We start from the raw sequence: 26,610 nt of genomic DNA on the forward strand, positions 1-26,610 counted from the left end.
CACCGGAAATGCGCTTAATCGCGGTGATTTTTTTTATAGCCGTTATTATCGATTGAGCCGTTTATGAGCACCATTCCGTTGACAAAGCGTGGCGCAGAGCAACTGCGCGATGAATTGCAGCGCCTCAAGTCGGTCGAGCGGCCGGCCGTGATCACCGCGATCGCGGAGGCCCGCGCACAGGGTGATCTGTCCGAAAACGCCGAATACGACGCAGCGAAGGAAAAGCAGGGCTTCATCGAGGGCCGTATCGCGGAACTCGAATCGAAGCTGTCCGCCGCGCAGGTCATCGACCCCACCGTGCTCGATGCCGAGGGCCGTGTGGTCTTCGCGTCGACGGTCGAACTCGAGGATCTCGAGTCGGGCGACACCGTCAAGTATCAGATCGTCGGCGACGACGAAGCCGATATCGATCACGGCCTGATCTCGGTCAGCTCGCCGATCGCACGCGCGCTGATCGGCAAGTCCGAAGGCGACGTCGCGGCCGTGCAGGCGCCGAGCGGCGTGCGCGAATACGAAATCATCTCGGTCAGCTACATCTGAAGCCGGGCGACGTGATGCCGCATCGCGTGTTCCGTCTGCTGTCGGCCGTGTGGGTCGGCAGCCTGCTGACGATCGGGTATGCGGTCGCGCCCGTGCTGTTCAAGACGCTGGAGCGGATGACGGCCGGTTCGGTCGCCGCCCAGCTGTTTCGCATCGAGGCGATCCTCGGTGTCGTGTGCGGCGTGCTGCTGCTCGCGTTGTCGAATCAGCAGGTGCGGCGCGGCAGCGGCGATTATCGTCGCGTGCGCTGGATCGTCGCGGCGATGGTCGCGTGCGTGCTGGTCGGGTATTTTGCGCTGCAGCCGTTCATGAACGCGCTGCGAGTGGCCGCAATGGAAGCGGGCACCGATATCGCGAACTCACCGTATGCGAGCCGCTTCGGGATGCTGCACGGCGTCTCGAGCCTGTTCTATCTCGTCGAGAGCGTGCTGGGGCTGATGCTGATCTGGCGTCTGCCGGCGCGCGACGCCTGAACGGCCTGAGCGCCGCACGGGCAGCGCGGCACGGGATGCCCCGTGCCGCCCGGCAGGCTTACTTGCCCTGGTGCGGCCGCTTCGTGCTCGCTTGACGCTTTTTCGCCCGCTTCACCGTACCGCCCGCCGTCACGCGCTCGTTGCCGCGCACGACGACCTTGGTCGGCTTCGGGCGACGCACGGGGCTCGCGTTCGGCGACACCTTGACGACCTTGACGGTGCGCGGTGCACCGCCTTTCTTGTCGTCGCTGGCTTCGGCCGCGCTCGGCAGCGCGCCGGCACGGCGGCCGCGGGTCGGGGCCGTCACGGCGGCCTCGGGCTTCCAGATCACCAGCAGCTTGCCGATGTGCTGGATCGGCGCGGCGCTCAGGCGGTCGCAGATCTCGTCGTAAATGGCGACGCGCTCGTCGCGCTCGTCACCGAACACACGGATCTTGATCAGCTGGTGCGCGGCGAGGTGCACCTTGATTTCCTTCAGCACTGCGTCGGTGAGCCCTTCGGCGCCGATCAGCACGACGGGCTTGAGCGCATGGGCCTGGGAGCGCAGCGCGGAGCGCTCGGCGGGGGAAAGCGAAAGGGCGGGCATGGAAATGTCGAAATCTAGATAAGGGGCGCTGCGTCAGAAGCGAATCGCGGGAAGTTACCGCATCAGCCGCGCGCCGAAACCACGTAAAATCGCGGCTTGGGCCTCAAAAGGGGCCGCAGCCGCGCGAAGAAGACGCGTATTATCCGCCAAAAGCACGGCTTCACGAAGCAAATAGCAGCAATCTCTCTCTCGAATGGCAAAAAACCGCTTCAACCAGCACTGGCTGCACGACCACATCAACGACCCGTACGTCAAAATGGCGCAGCGGGAGGGCTATCGCGCGCGCGCCGCGTACAAACTGAAGGAAATCGACGAGCAGGACAAGCTGATTCGTCCGGGCCAGGTCATCGTCGATCTCGGTGCGACGCCGGGCAGCTGGAGCCAGTATGCCCGCAACAAGCTCGCGCAGGGCAAGAAGCGCGACACCCAACGCGAAGGCGGCATCGACGGCACGATCATCGCGCTCGACCTGCTGCCGATGGAGCCGATCGCCGACGTCCACTTCATCCAGGGCGACTTCCGCGAGGACGACGTCCTCCGGCAGCTCGAGGATGTGCTCGAAGGTCGCATGGTAGACCTTGTTATTTCGGACATGGCCCCCAACCTCTCCGGCGTGGCCTCGGCGGACGCGGCGCGCATCGAGCATCTGTGCGATCTGGCGCTTGAATTCGCGCAGAACCATCTGAAGCCGGATGGTGCGCTGCTCGTGAAATGCTTTCACGGCAGCGGCTACAGCCAGATCGTCGAGAAGTTCAAGCAGCAGTTTAAGGTGGTCGCGCCCCGCAAGCCGAAGGCGTCGCGCGACAAATCGTCCGAAACGTTCATTTTGGGCCGGCAGCTGAAGCAACCGCGGTGACGCGGAGCGCGGTGCCGCAAACGGGCTCCGGCCCTTGCCAGACAAGCGAAGCGCTATCGCGGCGGTTGTCAATGCTTATGGCAGGGGTGGTCGGACTGGATTAGAATGACCGAGGAGCGCCGCAAGGAAAATGTAGGCGCTCGTCTACGAGTGAAGGAGTGGTGCTTTGAACAACAATATGTTTTCGAAGGCAGCAGTGTGGCTGGTGATCGCACTGGTGCTGTTTACGGTGTTCAAGCAGTTCGACAAGCCCCGCGTCCAGGAAGGTGTGTCCTATTCGCAGTTCATGGACGACGCCAAGAGCGGCAAGGTCAAGAACGTCATCGTGCAGGGGCGCAACCTCACCGTCACTCCGGCTGATGGCCAGAAATACCAGATCGTGTCGCCCGGCGACATCTGGATGGTCGGCGACCTGATGAAGTATGGCGTGCAGGTCAGCGGCAAGGCCGACGACGAGCCGAACGCGCTGATGTCCGCGCTGTATTACCTCGGGCCGACGATCCTGATCATCGTGTTCTGGTTCTACATGATGAGGCAGATGCAGGGGGGCGGCAAAGGCGGCGCATTCTCGTTCGGGAAATCGCGCGCGCGGCTGATCGACGAGAACAACAACGCGGTCAACTTCTCCGACGTCGCGGGCTGCGACGAAGCGAAGGAAGAAGTGTCCGAGCTCGTCGACTTCCTGCGCGATCCGCAGAAATTCCAGAAGCTGGGCGGGCGCATCCCGCGCGGCGTGCTGCTCGTCGGCCCTCCGGGTACCGGCAAGACGCTGCTCGCCCGCGCGATCGCCGGTGAAGCGAAGGTGCCGTTCTTCAGCATCTCGGGTTCCGACTTCGTCGAAATGTTCGTCGGTGTCGGCGCGGCCCGTGTGCGCGACATGTTCGAGCAGGCGAAGAAGCACGCACCGTGCATCGTGTTCATCGACGAAATCGACGCGGTCGGTCGTCATCGCGGCGCCGGCATGGGCGGCGGCAACGACGAGCGCGAGCAGACGCTGAACCAGATGCTGGTCGAGATGGACGGCTTCGAGGCGAACTCCGGCGTGATCGTGATCGCCGCGACCAACCGTTCCGACGTGCTCGACAAGGCGCTGCTGCGTCCGGGCCGTTTCGACCGCCAGGTCTATGTCGGCCTGCCGGACATCCGCGGCCGCGAGCAGATCATGCGCGTGCACCTGCGCAAGGTGCCGATCGCGAACGACGTCGATGCAGCGGTCATCGCGCGCGGCACGCCGGGTTTCTCGGGCGCCGATCTCGCGAACCTCGTGAACGAAGCGGCGCTGTTCGCCGCACGTCGCGGCAAGCGCATCGTCGAGATGCAGGATTTCGAGGACGCGAAGGACAAGATCTTCATGGGTCCGGAGCGCAAGTCGGCGGTGATTCGCGAAGAAGCGAAGCGCGCGACGGCTTACCACGAGTCGGGCCACGCGGTGATCGCGAAGCTGCTGCCGAAGGCCGACCCGGTGCACAAGGTCACGATCATCCCGCGCGGTCGCGCGCTGGGTGTCACGTGGCAGCTGCCGGAGCATGACAACGAGACGTACTCGAAGGACTACCTGCTCGATCGCCTGGCGATCCTGTTCGGCGGTCGCGTGGCCGAGGAGCTGTTCCTGAACCTGATCAGCACCGGCGCGTCGGACGACTTCAACAAGGCGACGCAGACGGCACGCGCGATGGTGGCCCGTTTCGGCATGACCGACGCACTCGGACCGATGGTCTACGTCGACGACGAGAGCGACAACGGTCCGTTCGGTCGCGGCTTTACGCGCACGATCTCGGAAGCGACGCAGCAGAAGGTCGACGGCGAAATCCGTCGCGTGCTCGACGAACAGTACAACCTTGCGCGCCGCCTGCTCGAAGAGAACCGCGACAAGGTCGAGGCGATGACGGCCGCGCTGATGGAGTGGGAAACGATCGACGCCGATCAGATCAACGACATCATGGAAGGGCGTCCGCCGCGCTCGCCGAAGAGCTCGCCGGCTGTCGGCGGTGACTCGTCGGGTGGCGGCACGACCGCCGAAGTTAAGCCGGCCAACGCGCCGGCGCCTGCTTCGCCGGCCTGAGCGCCGCTGTAGCACCGTTCACGGGCTGGTGTGGCTTCACACCGGCCCGTTTTGCATTCATCAACGCCTCCCGCCCGTGTCCGATTCCGCTGCTTCCGCGTTCATTCCCGCGCCGCTCCAGTGCGGCCGTTTCTCGCTGACGTTCGAACGCCCGCTCGTGATGGGCATCCTCAACGCGACCCCCGATTCGTTTTCCGACGGCGGCCGCTTCCTCGCGCGCGACGATGCGCTGCGCCAGGCCGAGCGGATGATCGCCGAAGGCGTCGACCTGATCGACATCGGCGGTGAGTCGACGCGTCCCGGCGCGCCGCCCGTGCCGCTCGACGAGGAGCTCGCGCGCGTGATCCCGCTCGTCGAAGCGCTGCGGCCGCTGAACGTGCCGCTGTCGATCGACACCTACAAGCCGGCCGTGATGCGCGCGGCGCTCGCGGCCGGCGCCGACCTGATCAACGACATCTGGGGGTTTCGCCAGCCGGGTGCGATCGACGCGGTGCGCGAGGGCAACAGCGGGCTGTGCGCGATGCACATGCTCGGCGAGCCGCAGACGATGCAGGTCGGCGAGCCCGACTACGGCGACGTCGTGACCGACGTGCGCGACTTTCTCGCCGAGCGCGCGCAGGCGCTGCGCGACGCGGGCATCGCGCCGGAGCGGATCTGCGTCGATCCGGGCTTCGGGTTCGGCAAGGCGGTGGTCGACGACAACTACGCGCTGCTGGCCGCATTGGCGGACACGGCGCCCGCGCGGCCCGACGGGCGCGCGTACCCGATTCTCGCTGGCATGTCGCGCAAGTCGATGCTCGGCGCGGTGATCGGCGACAAGCCGCCGATGGAACGCGTCGCGGCGAGCGTGGCGGCCGCGCTGTGCGCAGTCGGGCGCGGCGCCGCGATCGTGCGCGTGCACGACGTCGCGGCGACGGTCGACGCGCTGAAGGTCTGGAACGCCGTGCGCGAAGCCGCGCGGCAACGATAAGTCAGAACTCAGAAAGACGAAGGAGGAAGATTCGCCATGGGACGTCGATATTTCGGCACGGACGGCATTCGCGGCACGGTAGGCGAGGCGCCCATCACGCCTGATTTCGTGTTGCGTCTCGGCTATGCGGCCGGCAAGGTACTGGCCGGCACGGCCGACGTCGCGGCGGGTGCGCGTCCGACGGTGCTGATCGGCAAGGACACGCGCGTGTCGGGCTACATGCTCGAGGCCGCACTCGAGGCCGGTTTCTCGGCAGCTGGCGTGGACGTGATGCTGGCCGGTCCGATGCCGACGCCGGGCGTCGCGTACCTGACGCGCGCGCTGCGCCTGTCGGCCGGCGTCGTGATCAGCGCATCGCACAATCCGTATCAGGACAACGGCATCAAGTTCTTCTCCGCGGACGGCAACAAGCTGCCCGACGATACCGAAGCCGCGATCGAAGCGCGGCTCGACAAGCCGCTCGAATGCGCATCGTCGGACCGGCTGGGCAAGGCGCGCCGCCTCGAAGACGCGGCCGGCCGCTACATCGAGTTCTGCAAGAGCACGTTCCCGGCCGCATACGACCTGCGCGGGCTGAAGCTCGTGATCGATTGCGCGCACGGCGCCGCGTACCAGATCGCGCCACACGTGTTCCACGAACTCGGCGCGGACGTGATCCCGATCGGCGTCGCGCCGAACGGCTTCAACATCAACGATGGCGTCGGTGCGACGGCGCCCGATGCACTCGTGCGCGCGGTGCGTGCGAACCATGCGGACCTCGGCATCGCGCTCGACGGCGACGCGGACCGCCTGCAGGTCGTCGATTCGACGGGCCGGCTGTTCAACGGCGACGAGCTGCTCTACGTGCTCGTGAAGGACCGGATCGCGACGGCCGGCAAGGTCGACGGCGCGGTGGGCACGCTGATGACGAACCTCGCGGTCGAGGTCGCGTTGCAGCGCGAGGGCGTGCCGTTCGTGCGCGCGGCGGTCGGTGATCGCTACGTGCTCGAGCAGCTGCGCGAACGCGGCTGGCAGCTCGGCGCGGAAGGCTCGGGCCACATCCTGTCGCTCGACCGCCATTCGACCGGCGACGGCATCGTGTCTGCGCTGCTCGTGCTCGCCGCGCTCAAGCGCAGCGACCGCACGCTCGCGCAGATGCTGGACGGCGTCACGCTGTTCCCGCAGAAGCTGATCAATGTGCGGATGAAGCCGGGCGCGGACTGGAAGGGCAGCGCATCGATTCGCACGGCGATCGACGCAGCCGAAAGCGCGCTCGCCGGCAGCGGCCGCGTGTTGATCCGCGCGTCGGGCACCGAGCCCGTGCTGCGCGTGATGGTCGAGGCGCAGCATGCGGCCGACGCGACCCGCCACGCGGAAGCGATCGCCGACGCGGTGCGGATGGCGACGAGCTGAGCCGAACCGGCGACGGCGCGCGACGCTCCTCCGGCCGAGTGCGCGTCTGCCACTGCGATGAGTCGACCTGCGGCGCCTTCGGGCGCCGCAATTCATCAGACGCAAAGGTTTGCGCTCTTAAATAGAAGGGGCTTCGACGCGGATTTCATCTGACAGAAGAAATCATCCGACCCTGAGTCGCAGCGGCATGCAGGAAAGGGCATGGCCACCTGTTTTCGCCGCGACATGATCGCATGCGCACCCCGGTCAAAACGGTGCCCATGCTGTCCCTGCCTGACCGGCAATTCTTGCCGTCATCCCCGCCGCGCGTTGCCTCCGCGGCCCCTCGCACAAGGCCGGCTACACCCTTTCAACCAGTCATGTTACTGTCACGCCAGTTTCATCGATTGTCACATTAACGTCATGAGGAGCCCCTAACCTTCGCGGTGCCGTAGTCATCCGCTCACACACTGGAGGTCTCATGAAATTGATGCAAACCGCGATTGCCGGCCTGGCTGGCGCGTTTTTCGCCGTTGCCGCGCACGCTGCCGACATCACGGGCGCAGGTAGCACGTTCGCCATGCCGATCTATACGAAATGGGCTGCCGACTACCAGCAGTCCGGCGGCGCGAAGGTGAACTACCAGGGTATCGGTTCGTCGGGCGGTCTGAAGCAGATCAACGCGAAGACGGTCGATTTTGCCGGTTCGGACGCTCCGCTGAAGGATGAAGAGCTCGCGAAGGAAGGCCTGTTCCAGTTCCCGACGGTGGTCGGCGGCGTGGTGCCGGTCATCAACGTGCCGGGCGTGAAGGCCGGTGAACTGACGCTGTCGGGCCCGGTGCTCGGCGACATCTACCTCGGCAAGATCAAGAAGTGGAACGATCCGGCGATCGCCGCACTGAACCCGAAGGTCAAGCTGCCGGACACGGACATCGCGGTCGTTCGCCGCGCTGACGGCTCGGGCACGAGCTTCATCTGGACGAACTACCTGTCCAAGGTGAACGACGAGTGGAAGTCGAAGGTCGGCGAAGGCACGACGGTCAACTGGCCGACGGGCACGGGCGGCAAGGGCAACGACGGCGTCGCGGCCTTCGTGCAGCGCCTGCCGGGCGCAGTCGGCTACGTCGAGTGGGCGTACGCGAAGAAGAACAACATGATCTACACCGCGCTGAAGAATTCGACGGGCACGGTGGTCGAGCCGAAGACGGAAACGTTCAAGGCCGCTGCGGCCGGCGCGAACTGGTCGAAGTCGTTCTACCAGATCCTGACGAACCAGCCGGGCAAGGAAGCATGGCCGGTCGTCGGCGCGACGTTCGTGCTGCTGCACGCGAAGCAGGACAAGCCGGAGCAGGGCGCCGAAACGCTGAAGTTCTTCAGCTGGGCATTCAAGAACGGCGAGAAGGCGGCTGACAGCCTCGACTACATCTCGCTGCCGCCGGCAGTCGAGGCGGAAATCCGCAAGCAGTGGAAGACGAAGGTCACGGACGCATCGGGCAAGCCGGTCGCCGCGGAGTAAGCATTGCAGCGGTTCACTGCCCGGCCGTGCCGGTCGGGCAGTGTGTGCGGTAAGGCCGGGCGTCACGGCGCCCGGCGATCCAGAACAGGCACCCATGTCTGAAATTTCCTACACGTCCTCCCGGTCCGCCGACGCCGCGTCGCAACGCGCGCCGAGCCGTCTCGGCGACGTTCTGTTCGGCGGCCTCGCACGGCTTGCCGCGATCGTGACCCTGCTGCTGCTGGGCGGGATCATCGTTTCCCTGATCATTGCGTCGCTGCCGACCATCCAGAAGTTCGGCCTCGGCTTCCTGTTTCAATCCGAGTGGGATCCGAACTCGGATGTCTACGGCGCACTCGTGCCGATCTACGGCACGCTCGTGACGTCGATCATCGCTCTCGTGATCGCGGTGCCGGTCAGCTTCGGCATCGCGCTGTTCCTCACCGAGCTGTCGCCCGTGTGGCTGCGCCGCCCGCTCGGCATCGCGATCGAGCTGCTCGCCGCGATTCCGTCGATCGTGTACGGCATGTGGGGCCTGCTCGTGTTCGCGCCGATCTTCGCCGAATACTTCCAGAAGCCGATCGGCCGCGTCTTCAAGGACGTGTGGGTGCTCGGTCCGCTGACGGCCGGCGCGCCGATCGGCATCGGCATCCTCGCGGCCGGCGTGATCCTCGCGATCATGATCATCCCGTACATCGCGTCGGTGATGCGCGACGTGTTCGAAGTCACGCCCGTGCTGCTGAAGGAATCGGCGTACGGGATCGGCTGCACGACGTGGGAAGTGATGTGGAAGGTCGTGCTGCCCTATACGAAGACCGGCGTGATCGGCGGCGTGATGCTCGGCCTTGGCCGCGCGCTCGGCGAAACGATGGCCGTGACCTTCGTGATCGGCAACACGAACCTGCTCGACAGCGTGTCGCTGTTCGCGCCGGGCAACAGCATCACGTCGGCGCTCGCGAACGAATTCGCGGAAGCGCAACCGGGCCTGCATACGTCCGCGCTGATGGAGCTGGGCCTGATCCTGTTCGTGATCACGTTCATCGTGCTGTCCGTCTCCAAACTGCTGCTGCTTCGTCTCGAGAAGGGAGAGGGCAAGAAATGAGCGAGCCCATCATGAATTTCCCCGGGCCGAACGGCGCCGCGCTCGACGCGATGCGCAACCGCCTGCAACGCAGGCGCAAGGTCACCAACGCGATCGCGCTCACCGCGTCGCTCGGCGCGATGGCATTCGGCCTGCTGTGGCTCGTGTGGATTGTCTACACGACCGTGCACCTCGGCGTCGGCGGCCTGTCGCTGCAGTTGTTCACCGAATCGACGCCGGCGCCGAACACGGAAGGCGGCGGTCTGGCGAACGCGATCGTCGGCAGTCTGCTGCTGTGCGGTTTCGGCACGCTGGTCGGCACGCCGATCGGCATCCTCGCGGGCGTCTATCTCGCCGAATACGGCCAGAAGAACCTGCTCGCGAGCACGATCCGCTTCATCAACGACATCCTGCTGTCGGCGCCGTCGATCGTCATCGGCCTGTTCGTGTACGCGATCGTCGTCGCGAAGTCGGGGCGCTTTTCGGGCTGGGCGGGCGTGATTGCGCTCGCGCTGCTGCAGATTCCGATCGTGATCCGCACGACCGAGAACATGCTGAAGCTCGTGCCGAACGCACTGCGTGAAGCGGCCGTCGCGCTCGGCACGCCGAAGTGGCGCATGGTGCTGAAGATCACGCTGCGCGCGTCGGTCGGCGGGATCGTGACGGGCGTGCTGCTCGCGATCGCGCGGATCGCCGGCGAAACGGCGCCGCTATTGTTCACGGCGCTGTCGAACCAGTTCTTCTCGTGGGACATGAGCCAGCCGATGGCGAACCTGCCCGTCACGATCTACAAGTTCGCGATGAGCCCGTTCGCCGAATGGCAGTCGCTCGCATGGGCGGGCGTGTTCCTGATTACGCTCGGGGTGCTCGGACTCAACGTCCTGGCGCGCTCGATCTTCTCGCAAAAGTAACGGCGGAGCGATCCGATGAATATGGCAGAAAGCCACCTGAATTCCGTCGAGCGCACCGCTGCGCCCGCCGGCACGCACGACGCGGTGCATGGCAGTCCGCTGGCGCCGCTGAACGCGAAGATCGAGGTCAACAACCTCAACTTTTTCTACAACAAGTTCCACGCGCTGAAGAACATCAACCTGCGCATTCCCGAAGGGAAGGTGACGGCGTTCATCGGCCCGTCGGGCTGCGGCAAGTCGACGCTCCTGCGCACGTTCAACAAGATGTACGCGCTCTATCCGGAGCAGCGCGCCGAAGGCGAAATCCTGATGGACGGCGAGAACCTGCTGACCACCAAGCGCGACATCTCGCTGCTGCGCGCGCGGATCGGCATGGTGTTCCAGAAGCCGACCCCGTTCCCGATGTCGATCTACGACAACATCGCGTTCGGCGTGAAGATGTTCGAAAAGCTCACGCGCTCGGAGATGGACGACCGCGTCGAATGGGCGCTGTCGAAGGCCGCGCTGTGGAACGAAGTGAAGGACAAGCTGGGCCAGAGCGGCTACGGGCTGTCCGGCGGCCAGCAGCAGCGTCTGTGCATCGCGCGCGGCATCGCGATCCGTCCGGAAGTGCTGCTGCTCGACGAGCCGTGCTCGGCGCTCGACCCGATCTCGACGGGCCGCATCGAGGAGCTGATCGCGGAGCTGAAGAGCGACTACACGGTCGTGATCGTCACGCACAACATGCAGCAGGCCGCGCGCTGCTCGGACTTCACGGCCTACATGTACCTGGGCGAGCTGATCGAATTCGGCGAAACCGAAAAGATCTTCATCAAGCCGGTGCGCAAGGAAACGGAAGACTACATCACTGGCCGTTTCGGCTGATGACGGAGAACAACAACCATGTCGGATAAACATCTGTCGAGCCAGTTCGACGCGGACCTGAATGCCGTGTCGTCGAAAGTGCTGGAAATGGGCGGACTCGTCGAGTCGCAGATCGTCGGCGCGATGCATGCGCTGAACGAATTCGACCGCGACGCGGCCGAGAAGGTGATCACGGCCGAGGAAACGCTGAACGCGATGGAAGTCGACATCGACCAGGAGTGCGGCAACATCATCGCGCGGAGACAGCCTGCCGCGCGCGACCTGCGCCTTCTGATGTCGATTTCGAAAACGATTACGAACCTCGAGCGCGCCGGCGACGAGGCCGAGAAGATCGCGAAGCGCGTGCGCCGCCTGGTCGACGAACCGGCCGCGCGCACGGTGAACATCGCCGAGATCAAGGTGTCGGGCGAGATGGCCGTGACGATCCTGCGCCGCGCGCTCGATGCATTCGCGCGCCTCGATACGGTGGCCGCCGCGCAGATCGTCAAGGACGACAAGGAAATCGACCTTGAATTCCGCGCGTTCGTGCGCAAGCTCGTGTCGTACATGCAGGAAGATCCGCGCACGATCTCGGTCGGTCTCGAATACCTGTTCATCGCAAAGGCGATCGAGCGGATCGGCGACCACGCGAAGAACATCGCGGAATTCATCATCTACATCGTGAAGGGCACGGACGTGCGGCATCAGCCGCGCGACACGCTCGACCGTGAAGCCAACAGTTAACGCGACCACGTACAGGAAGAACAGAGGTGCCGATGCCCAGCAACATTCTCGTCGTTGAAGATGAGCCCGCGATTTCCGAACTGATCTCGGTGAATCTCCAGCACGCCGGTCACTGCCCGATCCGCGCATACAACGCGGAGCAGGCGCAGAACCTGATCAGCGATGTGCTGCCCGATCTCGTGCTGCTCGACTGGATGCTGCCGGGCAAGTCCGGCATCGCGTTCGCGCGCGACCTGCGCAACAACGAACGGACCAAGCACATCCCGATCATCATGCTGACCGCGCGTGGCGACGAGCAGGACAAGGTGCTCGGCCTCGAGATCGGCGCGGACGACTATGTGACCAAGCCGTTCTCGCCGAAGGAACTGATGGCGCGTATCAAGGCCGTGCTGCGCCGCCGCGCGCCGCAGCTGACCGAGGACGTCGTGTCGATCAACGGGCTGCGCCTCGATCCGGCCACGCATCGGGTCGCCGCGCACGGCGACGGCAGCGAGATCAAGCTCGATCTCGGCCCGACCGAATTCCGCCTGCTGCATTTCTTCATGACGCATCCGGAGCGCGTGCACAGCCGCACGCAACTGCTCGACCAGGTGTGGGGCGATCACGTATTCGTCGAGGAGCGCACTGTCGACGTGCACATCAAACGATTGCGCGCGGCCTTGAAACCGGCCGGCTGCGATGCGATGATCGAGACCGTGCGCGGCAGCGGCTACCGGCTCGCCAAGCACGCGTAACGTATCAGCGCATGCCGTGTGCCACGGCATGCCGTTCATTCTTTCGGGCGCTGAATCATGAACATCATCTGGGCGCGCTTTCTCGTGTCGCTCGTGCTGCTCGTGCTGATCAGCGTATTGGTCGGCGTGTTCGCCGGCCCGACCGCGGCCTGCGGGTTCGCGGCCGTGATGCTGGTCGCGCAGGGCTTCTTCAGCACCTTCCATACGCAACGCCTGTGGCGTCTGCTCGATGCGCCCGTCTACGGCGAGGTGCCGAGCGCACCGGGCATCTGGGGTGAAATCTATTACCGGCTGCACAAGCTCGCGAAGCAGTGGCATGCGCAGGTGCGGCAGGTCGAGCAGCAGCATTCGCGCTTCATCCAGGCGATCCAGGCGTCGCCGAACGGCGTCGCGATGCTCGACGACCATGACCAGATCGAGTGGTGCAACGCGATCGCCGAGGTGCATTTCGGCCTCGATGCGAAACGCGACCTGCGCCAGCACATCACGAACCTGGTGCGTCATCCGGAATTCGTCCGCTACCTGAACGCGCAGCACTACGACGAAACGCTCGTGATGCGCGGGATGGGCGACTCGCGGCAGAACGTGCTGGAGGTGCAGGTGTTTCCGTACGGCGAGAACCGCAAGCTGCTGCTCACGCAGGACATCACGGAGCTCGAGCGGACCGACGCGATGCGCCGCGACTTCGTCGCGAACGTGTCGCACGAACTGAAGACGCCGCTCACCGTGCTGTCGGGTTTTCTCGAGACGATGCGCGAGCTGCCGCTGAACGAGGAAGATCGCGCGCGCTATCTCGAGATGATGGAGCAGCAGGCGTCGCGGATGCGGCACATCGTCACCGACCTGCTGGTGCTCGCGAAGCTCGAGGGCGAAAGCAGGCCGCCGGTCGATCACGCGATCGACATGCGTGCCGTGTTCGACCATCTGAAGGAAGATGCGCAGACGCTGTCGAACGGGCATCACGAGATCACGTTCACGATCGACGAGACGCTCGGCGTCACGGGCGCCCAGACCGAAGTGTTCAGCGCGTTCGCGAATCTCGTCACCAATGCGATCCGCTATACGCCGGACGGCGGCAAGATATTCGTGTCGTGGCGGCGCGAGGGCGCGCACGGCGTGTTTTCCGTCACCGACAGTGGTTTCGGCATTCCGGCCGCCGACCTGCCGCGGCTGACGGAGCGCTTCTATCGCGTCGACCGCAGCCGCTCGCGCGATACGGGCGGCACGGGGCTCGGCCTCGCGATCGTCAAGCACGTGCTGCAGCGGCACGACTCGCACCTGTATGTGCAGAGCGAGGAAGGGCGCGGCAGCACGTTCACCGCGCGCTTCCCGGCGTCGCGGATCATCGCGATCCGGCCGGCAGCATTCGAAGCTTGAGCGCGTGATCGTGTGACACGGTTCGTGCGCATCGCATCCGCGCACGACTGAAACGAAAAAGGCACAGCCCGCATGAGCTGTGCCTTTTTCGTTTAATGCGCGGCGCCTGCCTACGAACAGAACTTCGCGAGCAGCCCGAGTTGCGCGTTGCGCAGCGTCTTGCCCGCGCGACGGCGCCGATAGTGGCCGTCGCTTTGCATCAGCCACGCCGACTGGTTGTCGCCGAGGCAGACCGACAGCCCTTCGGCGATCACGCGGCGTTTGAGCTTGCGCTCGCGGATCGGGAATGCGACTTCGACGCGGCGGAACAGGTTGCGGTCCATCCAGTCCGCGCTCGACAGATAGACTTCCTCGGCGCCGTCCGCGTGGAAATAGTAGATGCGGTGGTGTTCGAGGAAGCGTCCGACGATCGAGCGCACCGTGATGTTTTCCGACAGCCCCGGCACGCCCGGCTTCAGCGCGCACACGCCGCGCACGATCAGGTCGACCTTGACGCCGGCCTGCGACGCTTCGTACAGCGCGGCGATCACCGTCGGCTCCAGCAGCGCGTTCATCTTCGCGACCACGCGCGCGCGCTTGCCGGCGCGCGCATTGTCGATCTCCGCGCGGATCGATTCGATGATGCGCGGATGCAGCGTGAACGGCGACTGCCACAGCTCGTGCAGCGTCAGCTCGCCGCCGATTCCGGTCAGTTGCTGGAAGACGTGGTGGACGTCCTCGCAGATCTTCTGGTCGGCCGTCATCAGCCCGAAGTCGGTGTAGAGGCGGGCGGTGCGCGGGTGATAGTTGCCGGTGCCGAGGTGCACGTAGCGGCGCAGCGTCGCCTTGCCGCCCTGCACGACGCGGCGCACGATCAGCATCATCTTCGCGTGGCACTTGTGACCGACCACGCCATACACCACATGCGCGCCGACGGCTTCGAGCTGCGACGCCCAGTTGATGTTGGTCTCCTCGTCGAAGCGCGCGAGCAACTCGACGACGACGGTCACTTCCTTGCCGTTGCGCGCGGCTGCCATCAGCGCGTCCATCAGCGGCGAATCGGTGCCGGTGCGGTAGATCGTCTGCTTGATCGCGACGACGCTCGGGTCCTTCGCGGCCTGCTGCAGCAGTTCGAGCACCGGCTGGAAACTTTCGTACGGGTGGTGCAGCAGGATGTCGCCGTCGTCGATCGCGTCGAACATCGCCGGTGCGTTGGCGATCGCGGGCGGGATCGATGCGGCGAACGGCGCGAACTTCAGGTCGGGGCGATCGACGAGATCGGGGATCTGCATCAGTCGCACGAGGTTCACGGAGCCGGCCACGCGATAGCAGTCCTTCTCGCCGAGCAGGCTTTCCTCGAGCAGGCGGCGCACGATATGTGCCGGCGTGTCGGCCGACACTTCGAGCCGCACCGCGTTGCCGAGGTGGCGCGCGGGCAGTTCGCCCTGCAGCGCGACGCGCAGGTTGGTGATTTCGTCTTCGTCGACGAACAGTTCGCTGTTGCGCGTGATGCGGAACTGGTTGCAGCTCTTCACGACGAGTTGCGGGAACAGTTCGCCGACGAAGCGCTGCATGAACGTGCTGAGCAGCACGAAGCCGTGCTCGAAGCCCGACAGTGCCTGCGGCATGCGCACGACGCGCGGCAGCGCGCGCGGCGCCTGCACGATGCCCATCACCGCCTGGCGGCCGAACGCGTCGCGGCCTTCGAGCTCGACGACGAAGTTCAGGCTCTTGTTCAGCACGCGCGGGAACGGGTGCGCGGGATCGAGGCCGATCGGCGTCAGCACCGGCAGCAGTTCGTCGAGGAAGTAGCGGCGCGCCCATTCGAGCTGCTCGTCGTTCCACGTGTCGCTTGCGTGGAAGTAGATGCCTTCCTGTTCGAGCGCCGGCAGCACGGTTTCATGCAACATCGTGTACTGGCGATGCACGAGCCGCTGCGCGCGCTCGACGACGAGGTCGTAAGCGTGCTGTAACGACATGCCGTCGGGCGTCAGGGCGCCGGGGTTGTCGCGGATCTGTTCCTGAAGGCCGGCCATCCGGACTTCGAAGAATTCGTCGAGATTGCTGCTGGTGATGCAGATGAAGCGCAGGCGCTCGAGCAACGGAACTTGCGGGTCGGCAGCCTGGGCCAGCACGCGCTCGTTGAAACCGAGGATGCCGAGTTCACGATTGAGAAGCGGATAACGGACGGACATCGGCAGAGTAGGGGATGATTCGGGCGATGATTCGAAAGGACGCTCGGAAACTCTCACGATACGATGACGTGCTGATGACGATTGTGTATTTATATCGGGAAATTCTACGCCGGAACCGTTTCGTCTCATAAATGTTTTGGCCATATACAATCTCCCCGTGTACATGCCCGTGAAGCGTGGCAACGGCAAGCGTTCCACGCTTAAAATGTCGCCTTTGATTGATCGTCCAGCGTGGCCGGAGCGGCTGCCGCGGGCGAACGCGCACGGAGCCCCCTTCTGATGGTTACATCCCCCCACTTGCTGGCTGCCGTCGATCTCGGCTCGAACAGCTTCCGGCTGATTGTCGGGCGCGTCGAGGAAACGCCGGCGGGCAGTCAGATCTATCCCGTCGATGCGCTGCGCGAGCCCGTTCGGCTGGCCGCGGGCCTGTCGAGCGACAAGATGCTCGATCGCGCGTCGCAGGAGCGTGGCTGGGAGGCGCTCAAGCGGTTTGGCGAGCGCCTGCGCGATTTCCACCCCGATCATGTGCGTGCGGTGGCGACCAACACGCTGCGCGTCGCGAAGAACGCGGGCGAATTCCTCGGCGAGGCCGAAGCGGCGCTCGGTTTTCCGATCGAAGTGATCGCGGGCCGCGAAGAGGCGCGCCTGATCTATGCGGGTGCCGCGCATTCGGTGCCGGCGAGCGCCGGCAAGCGGCTCGTCGTCGACATCGGCGGCGGCTCGACCGAATTCATCATCGGCTCGCACTACACGCCGATCGTGATGGAGAGCCTCTACATCGGCTGCGTGAGCCACAGCCGTGCGTTCTTTCCGGCCGGCAACGTCGACGAATACACGATGCGGCAGGCCGAACTCGCGGCCAAGCGCGAGATCCAGATCATTTCCAGCGAGTACAAGAAGGCCGGATGGGACCAGGCGATCGGCTCGTCGGGCACCGCGCGTGCGCTCGCGGAACTCGTCGAGGCGAACGGCTTCAACGACGCGGGCATCACGCACGGCATTTCGCGCGGCGGGCTCGAACGCCTGAAGCGTGCGCTGATCAAGTCCGAGAACGTGAACCGGCTGAAGCTGATCGCACTGAAGCCCGATCGCGTGCCGGTGCTCGCCGGCGGCCTCGCGATCATGCTCGCGGTATTCGAGGAACTGGGTGTCGACTATGTCGATACCACCGACGGCGCGCTGCGTCTCGGGGTGCTGTACGACCTGCTCGGCCGGACCCAGCACGAGGACATGCGCGCGGTGACCGTCGAGGGCTTCACGCGCCGCTACGGCGTCGATCGCGCGCAGGCCGAACGCATCGGTGCGCTTGCGGTGCGGTTCTACGACGAGCTCGAGGAAGCCGACGACGAAGCGCGCGAGGAGGCCCGGATGTTCCTCGGCTGGGCCGCCGCGTTGCATGAGATCGGGCTGTCGATCTCGCACAGTTCGTATCACAAGCATTCGGCCTATATCGCGAGCAACGCCGATATGCCGGGTTTTTCGCGCACCGACCAGGCGCGCCTTGCCGCGCTCGTGCTCGGGCACGCGGGCAAGCTCGGCAAGCTGTCGCAGGCGCGCGACGTCGAATGGCCGCTGCTGTTCTGCCTGCGGCTCGCGGCGCTGCTGTGCCGGCGCCGGACCGATGCCGGGCTGCCGGACATTTCCGTGTCGCAGATGAAGAAGGGCGGGTATGAAGTGCGCCTGCCGAGCGCGTGGGTCGAGCAGAACCCGCTGACCGACTACAGCCTCAGCCAGGAAGCGGCCGAGTGGGAGAAGGTCGGCATTCCGTATCGCGTGGTTTATACGGGCGCGTAACGAGACGCCCTCCCGGGAACGGCTCCGGCACCGGCGCGGCGCGCTCGCGCCGCTTTTCTTGCGACGCGCTCAGTCCGAGCACACGATCGCGGTCAGGAACGGGAACGCCTGCTTGACGGTCGCGTCGCTGCCGGCCTTGCGGACGGCCTGTTCGACGGCGCTTTTCGTGCCGCGTACCACAACACCATATGCCCAGTCGCCGATCGGTGTGCCGTCGCCCGGCTGGAAGATCGGGTCGTTCGCCTGGTAGCCAAGCACGACGTAGACGCCGAAGCCGTAGGCGGTCAGCGGATGGTTTGTGCGAAACGCGTTTACCGAATTCGCTTCGACGTGCATCGGCTCCGACTGGATGTCGCCGGCCGTAAGCAGCGGCGCGACGAACTTGTGGCCGTTCGAATGGCAGTCGAGCGCGTCGTCGAGCGACTTGGCCGACGCGGCGCCGGACGCGCCGAATGCGAGCAGCGCGCCGAACAGGGCGGTCTTGAGAACGTTGTTTTTCATGCTCGGTTGCGGGATGGTCACGGATATTATCGCGTGTTCTCGCAAGATTCGTGCGCGGGGTGAAAGGCGGCGACGATGGGAAAGCGTGGGGGCACGTTGGAAAGGCGGTGTAGGAGCGGTCGATTGCAGCGTTTTGTTTGCGACGGTTCGTTTCGAGTTCGTACATGCCGTATCGAAGTTGACATCGTTGAAGGATCGGATTGTCAAAAATGGCATGAATAAAGGCCAGACACCCAATGAAAAACTCCACAAAGACCACCTGCCCATTACTGCAAATAATCCGGAAATTTATTAACGCGAGTCAAATCGTGAAGCGCGCATGCGGATTAGGTGCACTGCTGTTCGGACTCGGTGTATTGAGCTTGCCGACGATCGGTGCGGCGCAGGACGTCGAAGGAGCAGGATGCCACGCAATTCGCCTGAAGCGGGCTATTACGCTCTCGGGGCAGTACGCGGTCGACTACGATGACGAGGCTATCGGCTCCGACATTTGGTTCGCGGAGGATGATGACTCGGCGAAACGGCTCCCGGATCGTTCGCAACGATCGGGCGCACTTGTGTTCACGAATCAGGCCGACGCGGTCCGCCGCCTGCGGATTCCGGTTGCGCGACCAGATGGTGTATGTCGGTTGGAAGGCACCGCGAAAGTAGAAATTAGAAATTTAGAAACGACGTGCCCCGGGCAGGAGGCGCCCGATCATGCTTTTCTGACAAAGGTTTTCCGTGCGAGCGTGCCCAACCGGATAGCTTGCGACGCCTCAGCTCAATAAGACGACTAGCTGCGGAACTTGACTGCGGATGTTTGCGAATAGGCCAGTACGGCGTCTGGGGGGCGGTTGGTTGCGGATCGCAGCGGTAGTGGATGAGCGGCTTATCGTCGAACGGCCGTGCTGGCAAGTGGGGGGAAGGCGTCTCTGCACTTTTGGTCGTCACCCCCTGATACTTCCCAATGCGACGAAGGGGTTCCGGAGCCCATGCCGCCGCGCGGCCATTTCGTCGTGATTGTTCACGTCGTTGCTGGCAGCGCGACGGACGAAATACGGCTGGTTGCGCTGCCGAACCGGTAGCAGCTGTGGCGCTTACTTATGGAAGTCGCCGCAGATGGTCGCAAAATATCAGGAATGACCCGACGGAGCACCAAAGAAAAAGGGGTTAGCTTACGCTAACCCCTTGATTCCTTTGGTCGGAGCGATAGGATTCGAACCTACGACCCTCTGATCCCAAATCAGATGCGCTACCAGGCTGCGCTACGCTCCGACGAGCCAAAGATTCTATCGTCTAATGGGTGACCGAGTCAATCACGTTATGCATATGGCGCACATCATCACGAACCGTTCACGATTGGCGACAATTCAGAGTGTGATCGTCCGGCACGCACCTGCGCGACCGGATCGTTCGCCGATGCATGGAGAGACATCATGATGAACCTGATCCTGTGGCGCCACGCCGAAGCCGAAGACTACGCGGCAAACGACCTCGCACGCCAGTTGACGGCCCGCGGGCGCAAGGAAGCGCAGGCAATGGCCAAATGGCTGCGCGGCCGGCTCGAGTCGAGCAGCGTGATCCTCGCGAGCCCCGCGGCACGCACCGTGCAGACCGTCGAGGCGCTCACCGACCAGTACCGGACCATCGATGCGCTCGCGCCGGGCGGCAGCGTCGACGACGTGCTGGCCGCCGCCGGCTGGCCGGACGGCATCGCGCCGACGGTTGTGATCGTCGGGCACCAGCCGACGCTCGGCAGCGTCGCCGCGCAGCTGATCGCCGGCAACGGCGACAGCTGGAGCATCAAGAAGGGCGGCATCGTGTGGGTCGCGAGCCGTACGCGCGACGGCAGCTGTCAGGCCGTGCTGCGTGCGTTGTTGACGCCGGACCTTGTGTGAAGAGGTTTGAAGGGATTGATCATACGGTTTCGCAAGCTTTCTGCTAAAGTCAATTCGGCGACACGTCATTGAAAGGACACGGTCGTGCCACAGAATGGTAACGGCCGGTTACTACATTGGCTGGCATGTCGTCCTATTCCTTACGATCAGGAAAGCCTAATGCGAGAACTGCCGACGCCTACGCTCCCTTTTGCCTCGCTTCCCCTCGACACGACGCGGCGTCACCTGCCGCGCGCTGCTGAAACCGTCACATCCGAGTACCGTCTGCGTGCCGCCTGGGCACGCACGGAAGACGAACTGCGCGAGGCACAGCGCCTGCGTTACACCGTCTTCGCCGAAGAGATGGGCGCGCAGCTCAGCGGCCCGTCCGGTCTCGACGTCGATCCGTTCGATGCCTATTGCGACCACCTGCTGGTGCGCGATCTCGACACGCTGAAGGTGGTCGGCACGTACCGCGTGCTGCCGCCGCACCAGGCCGCGCGTGTCGGCCGTCTGTACGCGGAAGGAGAATTCGACCTGTCGCGCCTGACGCACCTGCGTGGCAAGATGGTCGAGGTCGGCCGCTCGTGCGTGCACAGCGACTACCGCAGCGGCGCCGTGATCATGGCGCTGTGGGGCGGCCTCGGCGCCTACATGATGCAGAACGGCTACGAGACGATGCTCGGCTGCGCGAGCGTGTCGATGGCCGATGGCGGCCACTATGCGGCGAACCTGTATCAGTCGCTGTCGGCCAACTCGCTGACGGCGCCCGAATACCGCGCATTCCCGCATACTGCGCTGCCGGTCGACGAACTGCAGACGGGCACCGTCGTCGCGCCGCCGCCGCTGATCAAGGGCTACCTGCGCCTCGGCGCGAAGATCTGCGGTGCGCCCGCCTGGGATCCGGACTTCAACTGCGCGGATTTCCTGACCCTGTTCCGGCTGTCGGACATCAACGCCCGCTACGCCCGCCACTTCCTGGGCTGAGCAAACTGAATCGCGCGGCGCGCACGCGTGCGAACGCCGTCGCGTGGCAGGCTGCGCGACGGCGTTCGGCTATTCGGACGATGTCAGCCTATCCGGCCCTGTTAATTTGAACGAGACGCAGTAGCCACCGTGCGGGGGCGCGCACGTTCTGGGCGGGCCGCGCAGACGGCGGCCCGGACGACAGGGCGGCTTGCCTAGTGCTTGCGCCGCCAGTCGAGCAGGTGGTGTTCGGCCATCCAGTGATGGATCATCCCTTCGCCGCCGTGGCTGCGCTTGTATTCGCGCGATTCGAAGTACGACAGGGCGACGAGCACCATCAGGCCGACGAACAGGCCGATCAGGCCAGCGATTTCTTCAGACGACATGGCAGCCTCCTTTCAACGGGCACAGCGCCATGCCTTCATACTAGAACATCCGCGGGACGACCCCTAACCCGGAATTCCGCTAGACTCGGCGCGGTCCTGGCGCGCGATGGGCGCGCCGTTTTCCGGAGCCTTCCCGATGACCCGTTTCATGCTGGCCGTGCTGGCCGCGTCCATTCTTGCCGGCTGTTCCAGCGATCCCCGCCAGGCCCGTCGCGGCCACCCGCCGCAAGATCCGGCCGATTACCAAGGCGTGCCAACCGACATGACGCCGCCGTCGATGCTCGGCGCGCCGGCACCGGCACCCGCGCAATAACGTCCGGCCCGCGCGGCCGTCAGGCGCCGGCCGCGGGAGCGTCGGCGCCAATCCGCCGCACGAGCGCCGGCAGGTAGCGTGCGAGCGTCGCACCGCGCGCGACCATGAACAACAGCAGCGCGAACCACTGCCCGTGATTGCCGAACGGGCCGACGACGGTCAGCGTCGTGGCAATGAAGATCGCGAACGACGCGACCATCGCGCGCATCAGCGATTGCGTCTGCGTCGCGCCGATGAACACGCCGTCGAGCAGGAATCCCCACACGGACACGATCGGCGAGATCGCCGCCCACGGCAGGTATTGCAGCGCGACCGCGCGGATCTCGGCCTGATCGGTCAGTCGCGCGACGATCCATCCGCCGGCCGCCCAGTAGACGAGCGCGAACAGCAGCGCACCGAGCCCGGACCACAGCAACGTGACGCGCACGGTCTGCCGGAATGCGGCGCGGTCGCGCGCACCGGCCGCGGCGCCAACGAGCGCCTCGGCCGCATGCGCGAAACCGTCCAGCCCGTACGCCATGAACGTCTGGAAATTCAGCAGCAATGCGTTGGCCGCGAGCGTCGCGTCGCCCTGTTTGGCGCCGAGATGCGCGAACCAGCCGAACGCGCCGAGCAGGCACAGCGTGCGCAGGAAGATGTCGCGATTGAGCACGATCAGCCGCTTGAGCGCCGCACGGTCCGCCAGCGCACGCGCGGCGATGGGCGCGAGGCCGCGCGGCCGCAACTGCCACAGCATCCAGGCACCGAGTGCGAAGCCGCATGCGTCGGCGGTCGCGGTCGCCGCACCGATCCCGGCAATGCCCCAGCCGAAGCCGTACACGTACAGCAGTACGGCACCGATGTTCACGGCGTTGATGAAGACCTGTGCGACGAGTGCGAGCCGCACGCGCTGCACACCGAGCAGGTAGCCGAGCACGACGTAGTTCGCGAGCGCGAACGGCGCGCTCCAGATCCGCGCGTGGCCGTAGGCCAGCGCGGTTGCGCGGACCGCCTCGCTGCCGCCCAGCGCGGACAGTGCGAACGACAGCAGCGGCACCTGTAGCGCGAGCACCGCGGCGCCGAGCGCGAACGCGACGATCAGCGCGCGCAGCACGTTCAGCCGGATGCCGGCGGCGTCGCCGGCGCCGTGCGCCTGGGCGACGAGGCCGGTCGTGCCCATGCGCAGGAAGCCGAAGCCCCAGAACACGAAATTGAAGAACAGTCCGCCGAGCGCGACGCCGCCGAGATACTGCGCGCCGTCGAGGTGGCCGGCGACGGCCGTGTCCACCGCGCCGAGGATCGGCTGGGTCAGGTTCGCCACGACGATCGGGAACGCGAGCGCGAGGACGCGCCGGTGCGAGACGGCGGCCGACCCGGTGCCGGCAGCGTGCGGTAATGCGGATTCGGACATGGGACGCGTCAGGCGCGTTCCTGCACGCAGACCCACGGCGACACGACGACCGCCCACAGCTCCGGATTGCGCGCCGCGAAGTCGGCGGCGGTTTCCGCCGACATGCGCGCGACGAGGCCGGACGACAGCCAGCGCGTGACCTGTTGCGCATCGTCGCCGGCAATCGCTTCCGCGACGCTGACGAGATCGATATCGCGCGCGACCGACAGCAGCTTGCCCTGCGCGAAGAAGCGCTCGAGATCGCACCAGTCGATCTTGGCGGTTTCGCCGAGGAGTTTGGCGTAGAGCGGGCTGTGCGACGCGCCCGCGGCGGATTCGTGTTGGTGGGAGGACATCGTTGTGCGTTGGAAAGACAGCGTGGCGCCACTATAAACCATCCGGGCGACCGGCCGGCCGCCCGGCGCGGCCCACCCGGTTCACGCGTCGCGCAGCGCGCGGCGCACGATCTTGCCGGTCGCCGTCATCGGCAGGCTGTCGACGAACGCGATCGCGCGCGGGTACTCGTGCGCGGCCAGGCGCGTGCGCACGTGCGCCTGCAGCGCCTGGACGAGCGCGTCGTCGCCGACATGGCCGGGGTTCAGCACGACGAACGCCTTGACGATCTCGGTGCGGGTCGGGTCGGGCACGCCGACGACGGCCGCCATCCGCACCGCCGGGTGCGTGAGCAGGCAGTCCTCGATCGGCCCCGGGCCGATTCGGTAGCCGGCGCTCGTGATCACGTCGTCATCGCGGCCGACGAAGCGCACGAACCCGTCCGCGTCGATCGTGCCGGTGTCGCCGGTGAGCAGGTAGTCGCCCGCGAACTTGTCGCGCGTCGCGGCGGGATTGCGCCAGTATTCGATGAACATCACCGGGTCGGGGCGGCGCACCGCGATGCGCCCCTCGATGCCGGGCGGCAGCGGCGTGCCGTGCTCGTCGACGATCGCGACCGTATGGCCGGGCACGGCCTTGCCGATCGCACCGGGCTGCGCGTCGAACAGTGCGGCGCACGACGACAGCACCATGTTGCATTCGGTCTGTCCGTAGAACTCGTTGATCGTCACGCCGAGCGCGTCGCGTCCCCAGGCCGTCAGCTCGGTGCCGAGCGATTCTCCGCCGCTCGCGACCGATTTCAGCGCCAGCGTGTGGCGCTCGCGCGGCGCCGGCACCGTGCGCATCAGCTTCAGCGCGGTGGGCGGCAGGAACGCGTGGGTCACGCCGTGCCGCGCCATCAGCGCGAACGCGGCCTCGCCGTCGAACTTCTCGAAGCGGCGCGCGAGCACGGGCACGCCGTGATGCCATGACGGCAGCAGCACGTCGAGCAGGCCGCCGATCCAGGCCCAGTCGGCGGGCGTCCAGAACAGGCGCGCGTCGCGCGGGAAGCATTGCTGCGACATCTCGACGCCCGGCAGGTGGCCCAGCAGCACGCGATGGGCGTGCAGCGCGCCTTTCGGCTTGCCGGTCGTGCCGGACGTATAGATGATCACCGCAGGATCGTCGGCGGCGGTGTCAGCCGGCACGAAATCCGGCGATTCGGCTGCGAGGGCGGCGTCGTAGCGCAGCACGCCCGGCGCGTCGGGCACGTCGTCGCCGATGCAGTAGCACGTGCGCAGCGTCGGCAGTTGCGCGCGCAGCGGCGCGATCTTCGCATAGCCGGCCCCGTCGGTGACGAGCGCGGCGGCTTCGCTGTTCGCGAGCCGGTATTCGAGCGCGTCGGTGCCGAACAGCGTGAACAGCGGCACCGCGATCGCGCCGAGCTTGTACGCGGCGAGATGGGCAATCGCCGTTTCGGGGCCCTGCGCGAGGAAGATGGCGATCCGGTCGCCGCGTTGCAGGCCCGCACGCGCAAAGCTGTTCGCGAGCCGGTTAGAAGCATTCCTCAGGTCGTCGAATGTGATGCGCGACACGTCGCCTTGCGACGTTTCGTGGATCAGCGCGAGCCGTCCGCGCCCGTCGGCCCACTTGTCGCAGACGTCCACCGCGATGTTGTAGCGGGCCGGAACCGCCCACCGGAAGCGGGAGAGCAGGTCGTCGTAGCGTTCGGCGGCGGGCAGCATCGCGGGTCTCCTTGATGTCGATCGACGGATCCGGTCGATGGTTTACATCAACATTTCACGCGACCGAAACCACAATGGCGTGTGAGAGATAGGGAATGTTCGGACTCGTGCAACGGGTGCGACTCAGTGCACGATTCCGCAATGACGCATAAGATCACGACAAAACAGTGATGTGACCATGGATTTGCTTTTGATAGCTGCGGGGTTCAGCCTGTTCGGAATCGGGGCGCTGGTGGTGTTTGCCAGCCGCGTCGATCCGTTGTCCGGCCGTTTCACCGGCCGTCTGCGCAAGCGCTGACACAACCTTCCCGATTTCCTTCGCGACGACATGCGATGCATGCCGGCATCGCGTGTCGTCTTGTCGATGCCGGGCGCGTTCAGCGCGCCGGCAGGTAGCGTGCCGGATCGATCGAGCGGCCGCCGTAACGCAGCTCGAAATGCAGCGCGACGCGATCGGTGTCGCTGTTGCCCATCTCCGCGATCGTCTGCCCCTGCGTGACCGACTGACCTTCCTTCACGAGCAGCGCACGATTGTGTGCGTACGCCGTCAGGTAATCGGCGTTGTGCTTGAGGATGATCAGGTTGCCGTAGCCGCGCAATCCGTTACCCGCATAGACGACCGTGCCCGGCGCGGCGGCCAGCACCGGTGAGCCTGCGGCGTTCGCGATATCGATGCCCTTGGATTTCGAACCGTCGAACGTGCGCACCACGTTGCCGGCGGCCGGCCAGATCAGCGCGATGCTCGTGGCCGGCTTGACGGCCGATTCGACCGGCGCGGAAGGCGCAGGGCGACTGCGGCCCGCGCTGCCGGTGCCGGTGGTCGACGCGGTCGTGGTGCCGGGCGGCGGCGCGACGCGCAACACCTGGCCGACCTCGATCGCATCGGGGTTCGTGATCTGGTTCCAGCGCACGACGTTCGCCATCGACGTGCGATTCTCGCGCGCGATCTTGTAGAGCGTGTCGCCGCGCTCGACGCGGTAGTAACCCGGGCCGACGGGCGCGGAGCCGCACGCGACGAGCAGTGCGGCGCAGGCGGCCGCAAAGAGTCGCTTCGTTGTTGTTCCGAACATTGAACCTCGCAAAACCCTGCCGCGCGACGCGGCAGGCAATACAAAACGTCAGATTTTAACGGGTTCGACCCGAGCGCC

The 26,610-nt window shown here is 65.6% G+C and carries 26 protein-coding genes and 1 tRNA gene; 18 read left to right on the forward strand and 9 right to left on the reverse strand.

Translation table 11 applies throughout. The features are described 5' to 3' along the window. Positions 1-63 precede the first annotated feature (63 nt). Positions 64-540 carry a transcription elongation factor GreA gene (greA, locus tag LMA02_RS06045; protein WP_006750301.1) on the forward strand — a complete coding sequence of 159 codons (477 nt, stop codon included), beginning with the start codon at positions 64-66 and terminating at the stop codon, positions 538-540. A gap of 14 nt (positions 541-554) precedes the next feature. Then, positions 555-1,013: a DUF4149 domain-containing protein gene (locus LMA02_RS06050; RefSeq protein ID WP_059523468.1), complete on the forward strand. Its 459-nt coding sequence runs from the start codon at positions 555-557 to the stop codon at positions 1,011-1,013. Between the two features lie 58 nt (positions 1,014-1,071). Here the strand turns inward: LMA02_RS06050 and LMA02_RS06055 are convergent, their stop codons facing one another. Beyond that, a complete protein-coding gene (locus LMA02_RS06055; protein WP_228907273.1) occupies positions 1,072-1,599 on the reverse strand; it encodes a YhbY family RNA-binding protein in 528 nt (175 codons plus the stop codon). 193 nt (positions 1,600-1,792) lie between these two features. Between LMA02_RS06055 and LMA02_RS06060 the strand changes: the two genes are divergently transcribed. The 11 genes from LMA02_RS06060 to phoR all read left to right on the forward strand — a co-directional run bounded on the left by LMA02_RS06060 (position 1,793) and on the right by phoR (position 14,043). Further along, positions 1,793-2,455 carry an RlmE family RNA methyltransferase gene (locus LMA02_RS06060; protein ID WP_228907274.1) on the forward strand — a complete coding sequence of 221 codons (663 nt, stop codon included), beginning with the start codon at positions 1,793-1,795 and terminating at the stop codon, positions 2,453-2,455. A 166-nt stretch (positions 2,456-2,621) separates the two neighbouring features. Further along, on the forward strand, positions 2,622-4,517 hold the full coding sequence (ftsH, locus tag LMA02_RS06065) for an ATP-dependent zinc metalloprotease FtsH (RefSeq protein ID WP_006758678.1): 1,896 nt from the start codon (positions 2,622-2,624) through the stop codon (positions 4,515-4,517). A gap of 28 nt (positions 4,518-4,545) precedes the next feature. Further along, on the forward strand, positions 4,546-5,487 hold the full coding sequence (gene folP, locus LMA02_RS06070) for a dihydropteroate synthase (RefSeq protein WP_228907275.1): 942 nt from the start codon (positions 4,546-4,548) through the stop codon (positions 5,485-5,487). A gap of 36 nt (positions 5,488-5,523) precedes the next feature. Further along, positions 5,524-6,879 carry a phosphoglucosamine mutase gene (gene glmM / locus LMA02_RS06075; protein ID WP_228907276.1) on the forward strand — a complete coding sequence of 452 codons (1,356 nt, stop codon included), beginning with the start codon at positions 5,524-5,526 and terminating at the stop codon, positions 6,877-6,879. A gap of 460 nt (positions 6,880-7,339) precedes the next feature. Then, entirely contained in the window at positions 7,340-8,374 is a 1,035-nt protein-coding gene (pstS, locus tag LMA02_RS06080; RefSeq protein ID WP_228907277.1) for a phosphate ABC transporter substrate-binding protein PstS, read from the forward strand. Positions 8,375-8,468: 94 nt separating this feature from the next. Further along, entirely contained in the window at positions 8,469-9,455 is a 987-nt protein-coding gene (gene pstC / locus LMA02_RS06085; RefSeq protein ID WP_228907278.1) for a phosphate ABC transporter permease PstC, read from the forward strand. Next, the gene (gene pstA / locus LMA02_RS06090) at positions 9,452-10,345 is read left to right on the forward strand and encodes a phosphate ABC transporter permease PstA (protein WP_228907279.1); all 894 of its coding nucleotides are present in this window, start codon (positions 9,452-9,454) and stop codon (positions 10,343-10,345) included. The genes pstC and pstA overlap by 4 nt, the downstream gene beginning before the upstream one ends. Before the next feature lie 15 nt (positions 10,346-10,360). Next, the gene (gene pstB, locus LMA02_RS06095) at positions 10,361-11,209 is read left to right on the forward strand and encodes a phosphate ABC transporter ATP-binding protein PstB (protein WP_228907280.1); all 849 of its coding nucleotides are present in this window, start codon (positions 10,361-10,363) and stop codon (positions 11,207-11,209) included. 18 nt (positions 11,210-11,227) lie between these two features. Next, positions 11,228-11,932, forward strand: coding sequence for a phosphate signaling complex protein PhoU (gene phoU, locus LMA02_RS06100; protein ID WP_166722308.1), 705 nt, complete (start codon positions 11,228-11,230; stop codon positions 11,930-11,932). Positions 11,933-11,964: 32 nt separating this feature from the next. Next, positions 11,965-12,666: a phosphate regulon transcriptional regulator PhoB gene (gene phoB, locus LMA02_RS06105; RefSeq protein ID WP_006750313.1), complete on the forward strand. Its 702-nt coding sequence runs from the start codon at positions 11,965-11,967 to the stop codon at positions 12,664-12,666. 57 nt (positions 12,667-12,723) lie between these two features. Continuing rightward, positions 12,724-14,043, forward strand: coding sequence for a phosphate regulon sensor histidine kinase PhoR (phoR, locus tag LMA02_RS06110; RefSeq protein WP_228907281.1), 1,320 nt, complete (start codon positions 12,724-12,726; stop codon positions 14,041-14,043). Between the two features lie 110 nt (positions 14,044-14,153). Here phoR and ppk1 read toward each other — a convergent pair whose 3' ends face one another. Continuing rightward, positions 14,154-16,217 carry a polyphosphate kinase 1 gene (ppk1, locus tag LMA02_RS06115; protein ID WP_166722306.1) on the reverse strand — a complete coding sequence of 688 codons (2,064 nt, stop codon included), beginning with the start codon at positions 16,215-16,217 and terminating at the stop codon, positions 14,154-14,156. A 279-nt stretch (positions 16,218-16,496) separates the two neighbouring features. Between ppk1 and ppx the strand changes: the two genes are divergently transcribed. Further along, complete coding sequence (gene ppx, locus LMA02_RS06120; protein WP_228907282.1) at positions 16,497-18,011, forward strand: exopolyphosphatase; 1,515 nt, start codon at positions 16,497-16,499, stop codon at positions 18,009-18,011. Positions 18,012-18,080: 69 nt separating this feature from the next. Here the strand turns inward: ppx and LMA02_RS06125 are convergent, their stop codons facing one another. After that, complete coding sequence (locus LMA02_RS06125; protein WP_166722304.1) at positions 18,081-18,512, reverse strand: hypothetical protein; 432 nt, start codon at positions 18,510-18,512, stop codon at positions 18,081-18,083. A gap of 236 nt (positions 18,513-18,748) precedes the next feature. On the opposite strand from LMA02_RS06125, the gene LMA02_RS06130 reads away from it, so the two are divergent. Then, on the forward strand, positions 18,749-19,282 hold the full coding sequence (locus tag LMA02_RS06130; protein WP_228907283.1) for a hypothetical protein: 534 nt from the start codon (positions 18,749-18,751) through the stop codon (positions 19,280-19,282). A gap of 410 nt (positions 19,283-19,692) precedes the next feature. On the opposite strand, the gene LMA02_RS06135 is transcribed toward LMA02_RS06130, so the two are convergent. Continuing rightward, positions 19,693-19,769, reverse strand: a tRNA-Pro gene (locus LMA02_RS06135). Positions 19,770-19,930: 161 nt separating this feature from the next. Between LMA02_RS06135 and sixA the strand changes: the two genes are divergently transcribed. Together sixA and LMA02_RS06145 are read left to right on the forward strand one after the other, a co-directional pair. Beyond that, on the forward strand, positions 19,931-20,392 hold the full coding sequence (gene sixA, locus LMA02_RS06140; protein ID WP_228907284.1) for a phosphohistidine phosphatase SixA: 462 nt from the start codon (positions 19,931-19,933) through the stop codon (positions 20,390-20,392). A 159-nt stretch (positions 20,393-20,551) separates the two neighbouring features. Continuing rightward, complete coding sequence (locus LMA02_RS06145) at positions 20,552-21,358, forward strand: GNAT family N-acetyltransferase (protein ID WP_166722298.1); 807 nt, start codon at positions 20,552-20,554, stop codon at positions 21,356-21,358. 194 nt (positions 21,359-21,552) lie between these two features. On the opposite strand, the gene LMA02_RS06150 is transcribed toward LMA02_RS06145, so the two are convergent. Then, positions 21,553-21,723 (reverse strand): hypothetical protein, encoded by a 171-nt coding sequence (locus tag LMA02_RS06150; protein ID WP_166722297.1) that lies wholly within the window; start codon positions 21,721-21,723, stop codon positions 21,553-21,555. Positions 21,724-21,859: 136 nt separating this feature from the next. Between LMA02_RS06150 and LMA02_RS06155 the strand changes: the two genes are divergently transcribed. Next, on the forward strand, positions 21,860-22,036 hold the full coding sequence (locus LMA02_RS06155) for a hypothetical protein (protein WP_228907285.1): 177 nt from the start codon (positions 21,860-21,862) through the stop codon (positions 22,034-22,036). A gap of 19 nt (positions 22,037-22,055) precedes the next feature. Here LMA02_RS06155 and LMA02_RS06160 read toward each other — a convergent pair whose 3' ends face one another. The 4 genes from LMA02_RS06160 to LMA02_RS06175 all read right to left on the reverse strand — a co-directional run bounded on the left by LMA02_RS06160 (position 22,056) and on the right by LMA02_RS06175 (position 26,532). Beyond that, positions 22,056-23,426, reverse strand: a complete 1,371-nt coding sequence (locus LMA02_RS06160) for an MATE family efflux transporter (protein ID WP_228907286.1) — start codon at positions 23,424-23,426, stop codon at positions 22,056-22,058. An 8-nt stretch (positions 23,427-23,434) separates the two neighbouring features. Continuing rightward, positions 23,435-23,761 (reverse strand): DUF2288 domain-containing protein, encoded by a 327-nt coding sequence (locus LMA02_RS06165; protein ID WP_228907287.1) that lies wholly within the window; start codon positions 23,759-23,761, stop codon positions 23,435-23,437. An 81-nt stretch (positions 23,762-23,842) separates the two neighbouring features. Continuing rightward, complete coding sequence (locus LMA02_RS06170; protein WP_228907288.1) at positions 23,843-25,462, reverse strand: acyl-CoA synthetase; 1,620 nt, start codon at positions 25,460-25,462, stop codon at positions 23,843-23,845. A 377-nt stretch (positions 25,463-25,839) separates the two neighbouring features. Further along, positions 25,840-26,532 carry a peptidoglycan DD-metalloendopeptidase family protein gene (locus LMA02_RS06175; RefSeq protein ID WP_166722293.1) on the reverse strand — a complete coding sequence of 231 codons (693 nt, stop codon included), beginning with the start codon at positions 26,530-26,532 and terminating at the stop codon, positions 25,840-25,842. Positions 26,533-26,610 lie beyond the last annotated feature (78 nt).

It is taken from the genome of Burkholderia sp. B21-005, from assembly GCF_020843965.1.
Classification (GTDB): domain Bacteria; phylum Pseudomonadota; class Gammaproteobacteria; order Burkholderiales; family Burkholderiaceae; genus Burkholderia; species Burkholderia ambifaria.

What these genes read in the sequence shown, in the direction of transcription:
- greA (WP_006750301.1), top strand. Translation starts at nt 64, where the DNA reads ATGAGCACCATTCCGTTGACAAAGCGTGGCGCAGAGCAACTGCGCGAT.
- pstS (WP_228907277.1), top strand. Translation starts at nt 7,340, where the DNA reads ATGAAATTGATGCAAACCGCGATTGCCGGCCTGGCTGGCGCGTTTTTC.
- LMA02_RS06175 (WP_166722293.1), bottom strand. Translation starts at nt 26,532, where the DNA reads ATGTTCGGAACAACAACGAAGCGACTCTTTGCGGCCGCCTGCGCCGCA.
- LMA02_RS06050 (WP_059523468.1), top strand. Translation starts at nt 555, where the DNA reads ATGCCGCATCGCGTGTTCCGTCTGCTGTCGGCCGTGTGGGTCGGCAGC.
- LMA02_RS06125 (WP_166722304.1), bottom strand. Translation starts at nt 18,512, where the DNA reads ATGAAAAACAACGTTCTCAAGACCGCCCTGTTCGGCGCGCTGCTCGCA.
- phoB (WP_006750313.1), top strand. Translation starts at nt 11,965, where the DNA reads ATGCCCAGCAACATTCTCGTCGTTGAAGATGAGCCCGCGATTTCCGAA.
- ppx (WP_228907282.1), top strand. Translation starts at nt 16,497, where the DNA reads ATGGTTACATCCCCCCACTTGCTGGCTGCCGTCGATCTCGGCTCGAAC.
- sixA (WP_228907284.1), top strand. Translation starts at nt 19,931, where the DNA reads ATGATGAACCTGATCCTGTGGCGCCACGCCGAAGCCGAAGACTACGCG.
- LMA02_RS06160 (WP_228907286.1), bottom strand. Translation starts at nt 23,426, where the DNA reads ATGTCCGAATCCGCATTACCGCACGCTGCCGGCACCGGGTCGGCCGCC.
- pstA (WP_228907279.1), top strand. Translation starts at nt 9,452, where the DNA reads ATGAGCGAGCCCATCATGAATTTCCCCGGGCCGAACGGCGCCGCGCTC.
- LMA02_RS06170 (WP_228907288.1), bottom strand. Translation starts at nt 25,462, where the DNA reads ATGCTGCCCGCCGCCGAACGCTACGACGACCTGCTCTCCCGCTTCCGG.
- LMA02_RS06055 (WP_228907273.1), bottom strand. Translation starts at nt 1,599, where the DNA reads ATGCCCGCCCTTTCGCTTTCCCCCGCCGAGCGCTCCGCGCTGCGCTCC.
- LMA02_RS06165 (WP_228907287.1), bottom strand. Translation starts at nt 23,761, where the DNA reads ATGTCCTCCCACCAACACGAATCCGCCGCGGGCGCGTCGCACAGCCCG.
- LMA02_RS06145 (WP_166722298.1), top strand. Translation starts at nt 20,552, where the DNA reads ATGCGAGAACTGCCGACGCCTACGCTCCCTTTTGCCTCGCTTCCCCTC.
- ppk1 (WP_166722306.1), bottom strand. Translation starts at nt 16,217, where the DNA reads ATGTCCGTCCGTTATCCGCTTCTCAATCGTGAACTCGGCATCCTCGGT.
- phoR (WP_228907281.1), top strand. Translation starts at nt 12,724, where the DNA reads ATGAACATCATCTGGGCGCGCTTTCTCGTGTCGCTCGTGCTGCTCGTG.
- pstC (WP_228907278.1), top strand. Translation starts at nt 8,469, where the DNA reads ATGTCTGAAATTTCCTACACGTCCTCCCGGTCCGCCGACGCCGCGTCG.
- LMA02_RS06130 (WP_228907283.1), top strand. Translation starts at nt 18,749, where the DNA reads ATGAAAAACTCCACAAAGACCACCTGCCCATTACTGCAAATAATCCGG.
- LMA02_RS06150 (WP_166722297.1), bottom strand. Translation starts at nt 21,723, where the DNA reads ATGTCGTCTGAAGAAATCGCTGGCCTGATCGGCCTGTTCGTCGGCCTG.
- LMA02_RS06155 (WP_228907285.1), top strand. Translation starts at nt 21,860, where the DNA reads ATGACCCGTTTCATGCTGGCCGTGCTGGCCGCGTCCATTCTTGCCGGC.
- glmM (WP_228907276.1), top strand. Translation starts at nt 5,524, where the DNA reads ATGGGACGTCGATATTTCGGCACGGACGGCATTCGCGGCACGGTAGGC.
- phoU (WP_166722308.1), top strand. Translation starts at nt 11,228, where the DNA reads ATGTCGGATAAACATCTGTCGAGCCAGTTCGACGCGGACCTGAATGCC.
- pstB (WP_228907280.1), top strand. Translation starts at nt 10,361, where the DNA reads ATGAATATGGCAGAAAGCCACCTGAATTCCGTCGAGCGCACCGCTGCG.
- LMA02_RS06060 (WP_228907274.1), top strand. Translation starts at nt 1,793, where the DNA reads ATGGCAAAAAACCGCTTCAACCAGCACTGGCTGCACGACCACATCAAC.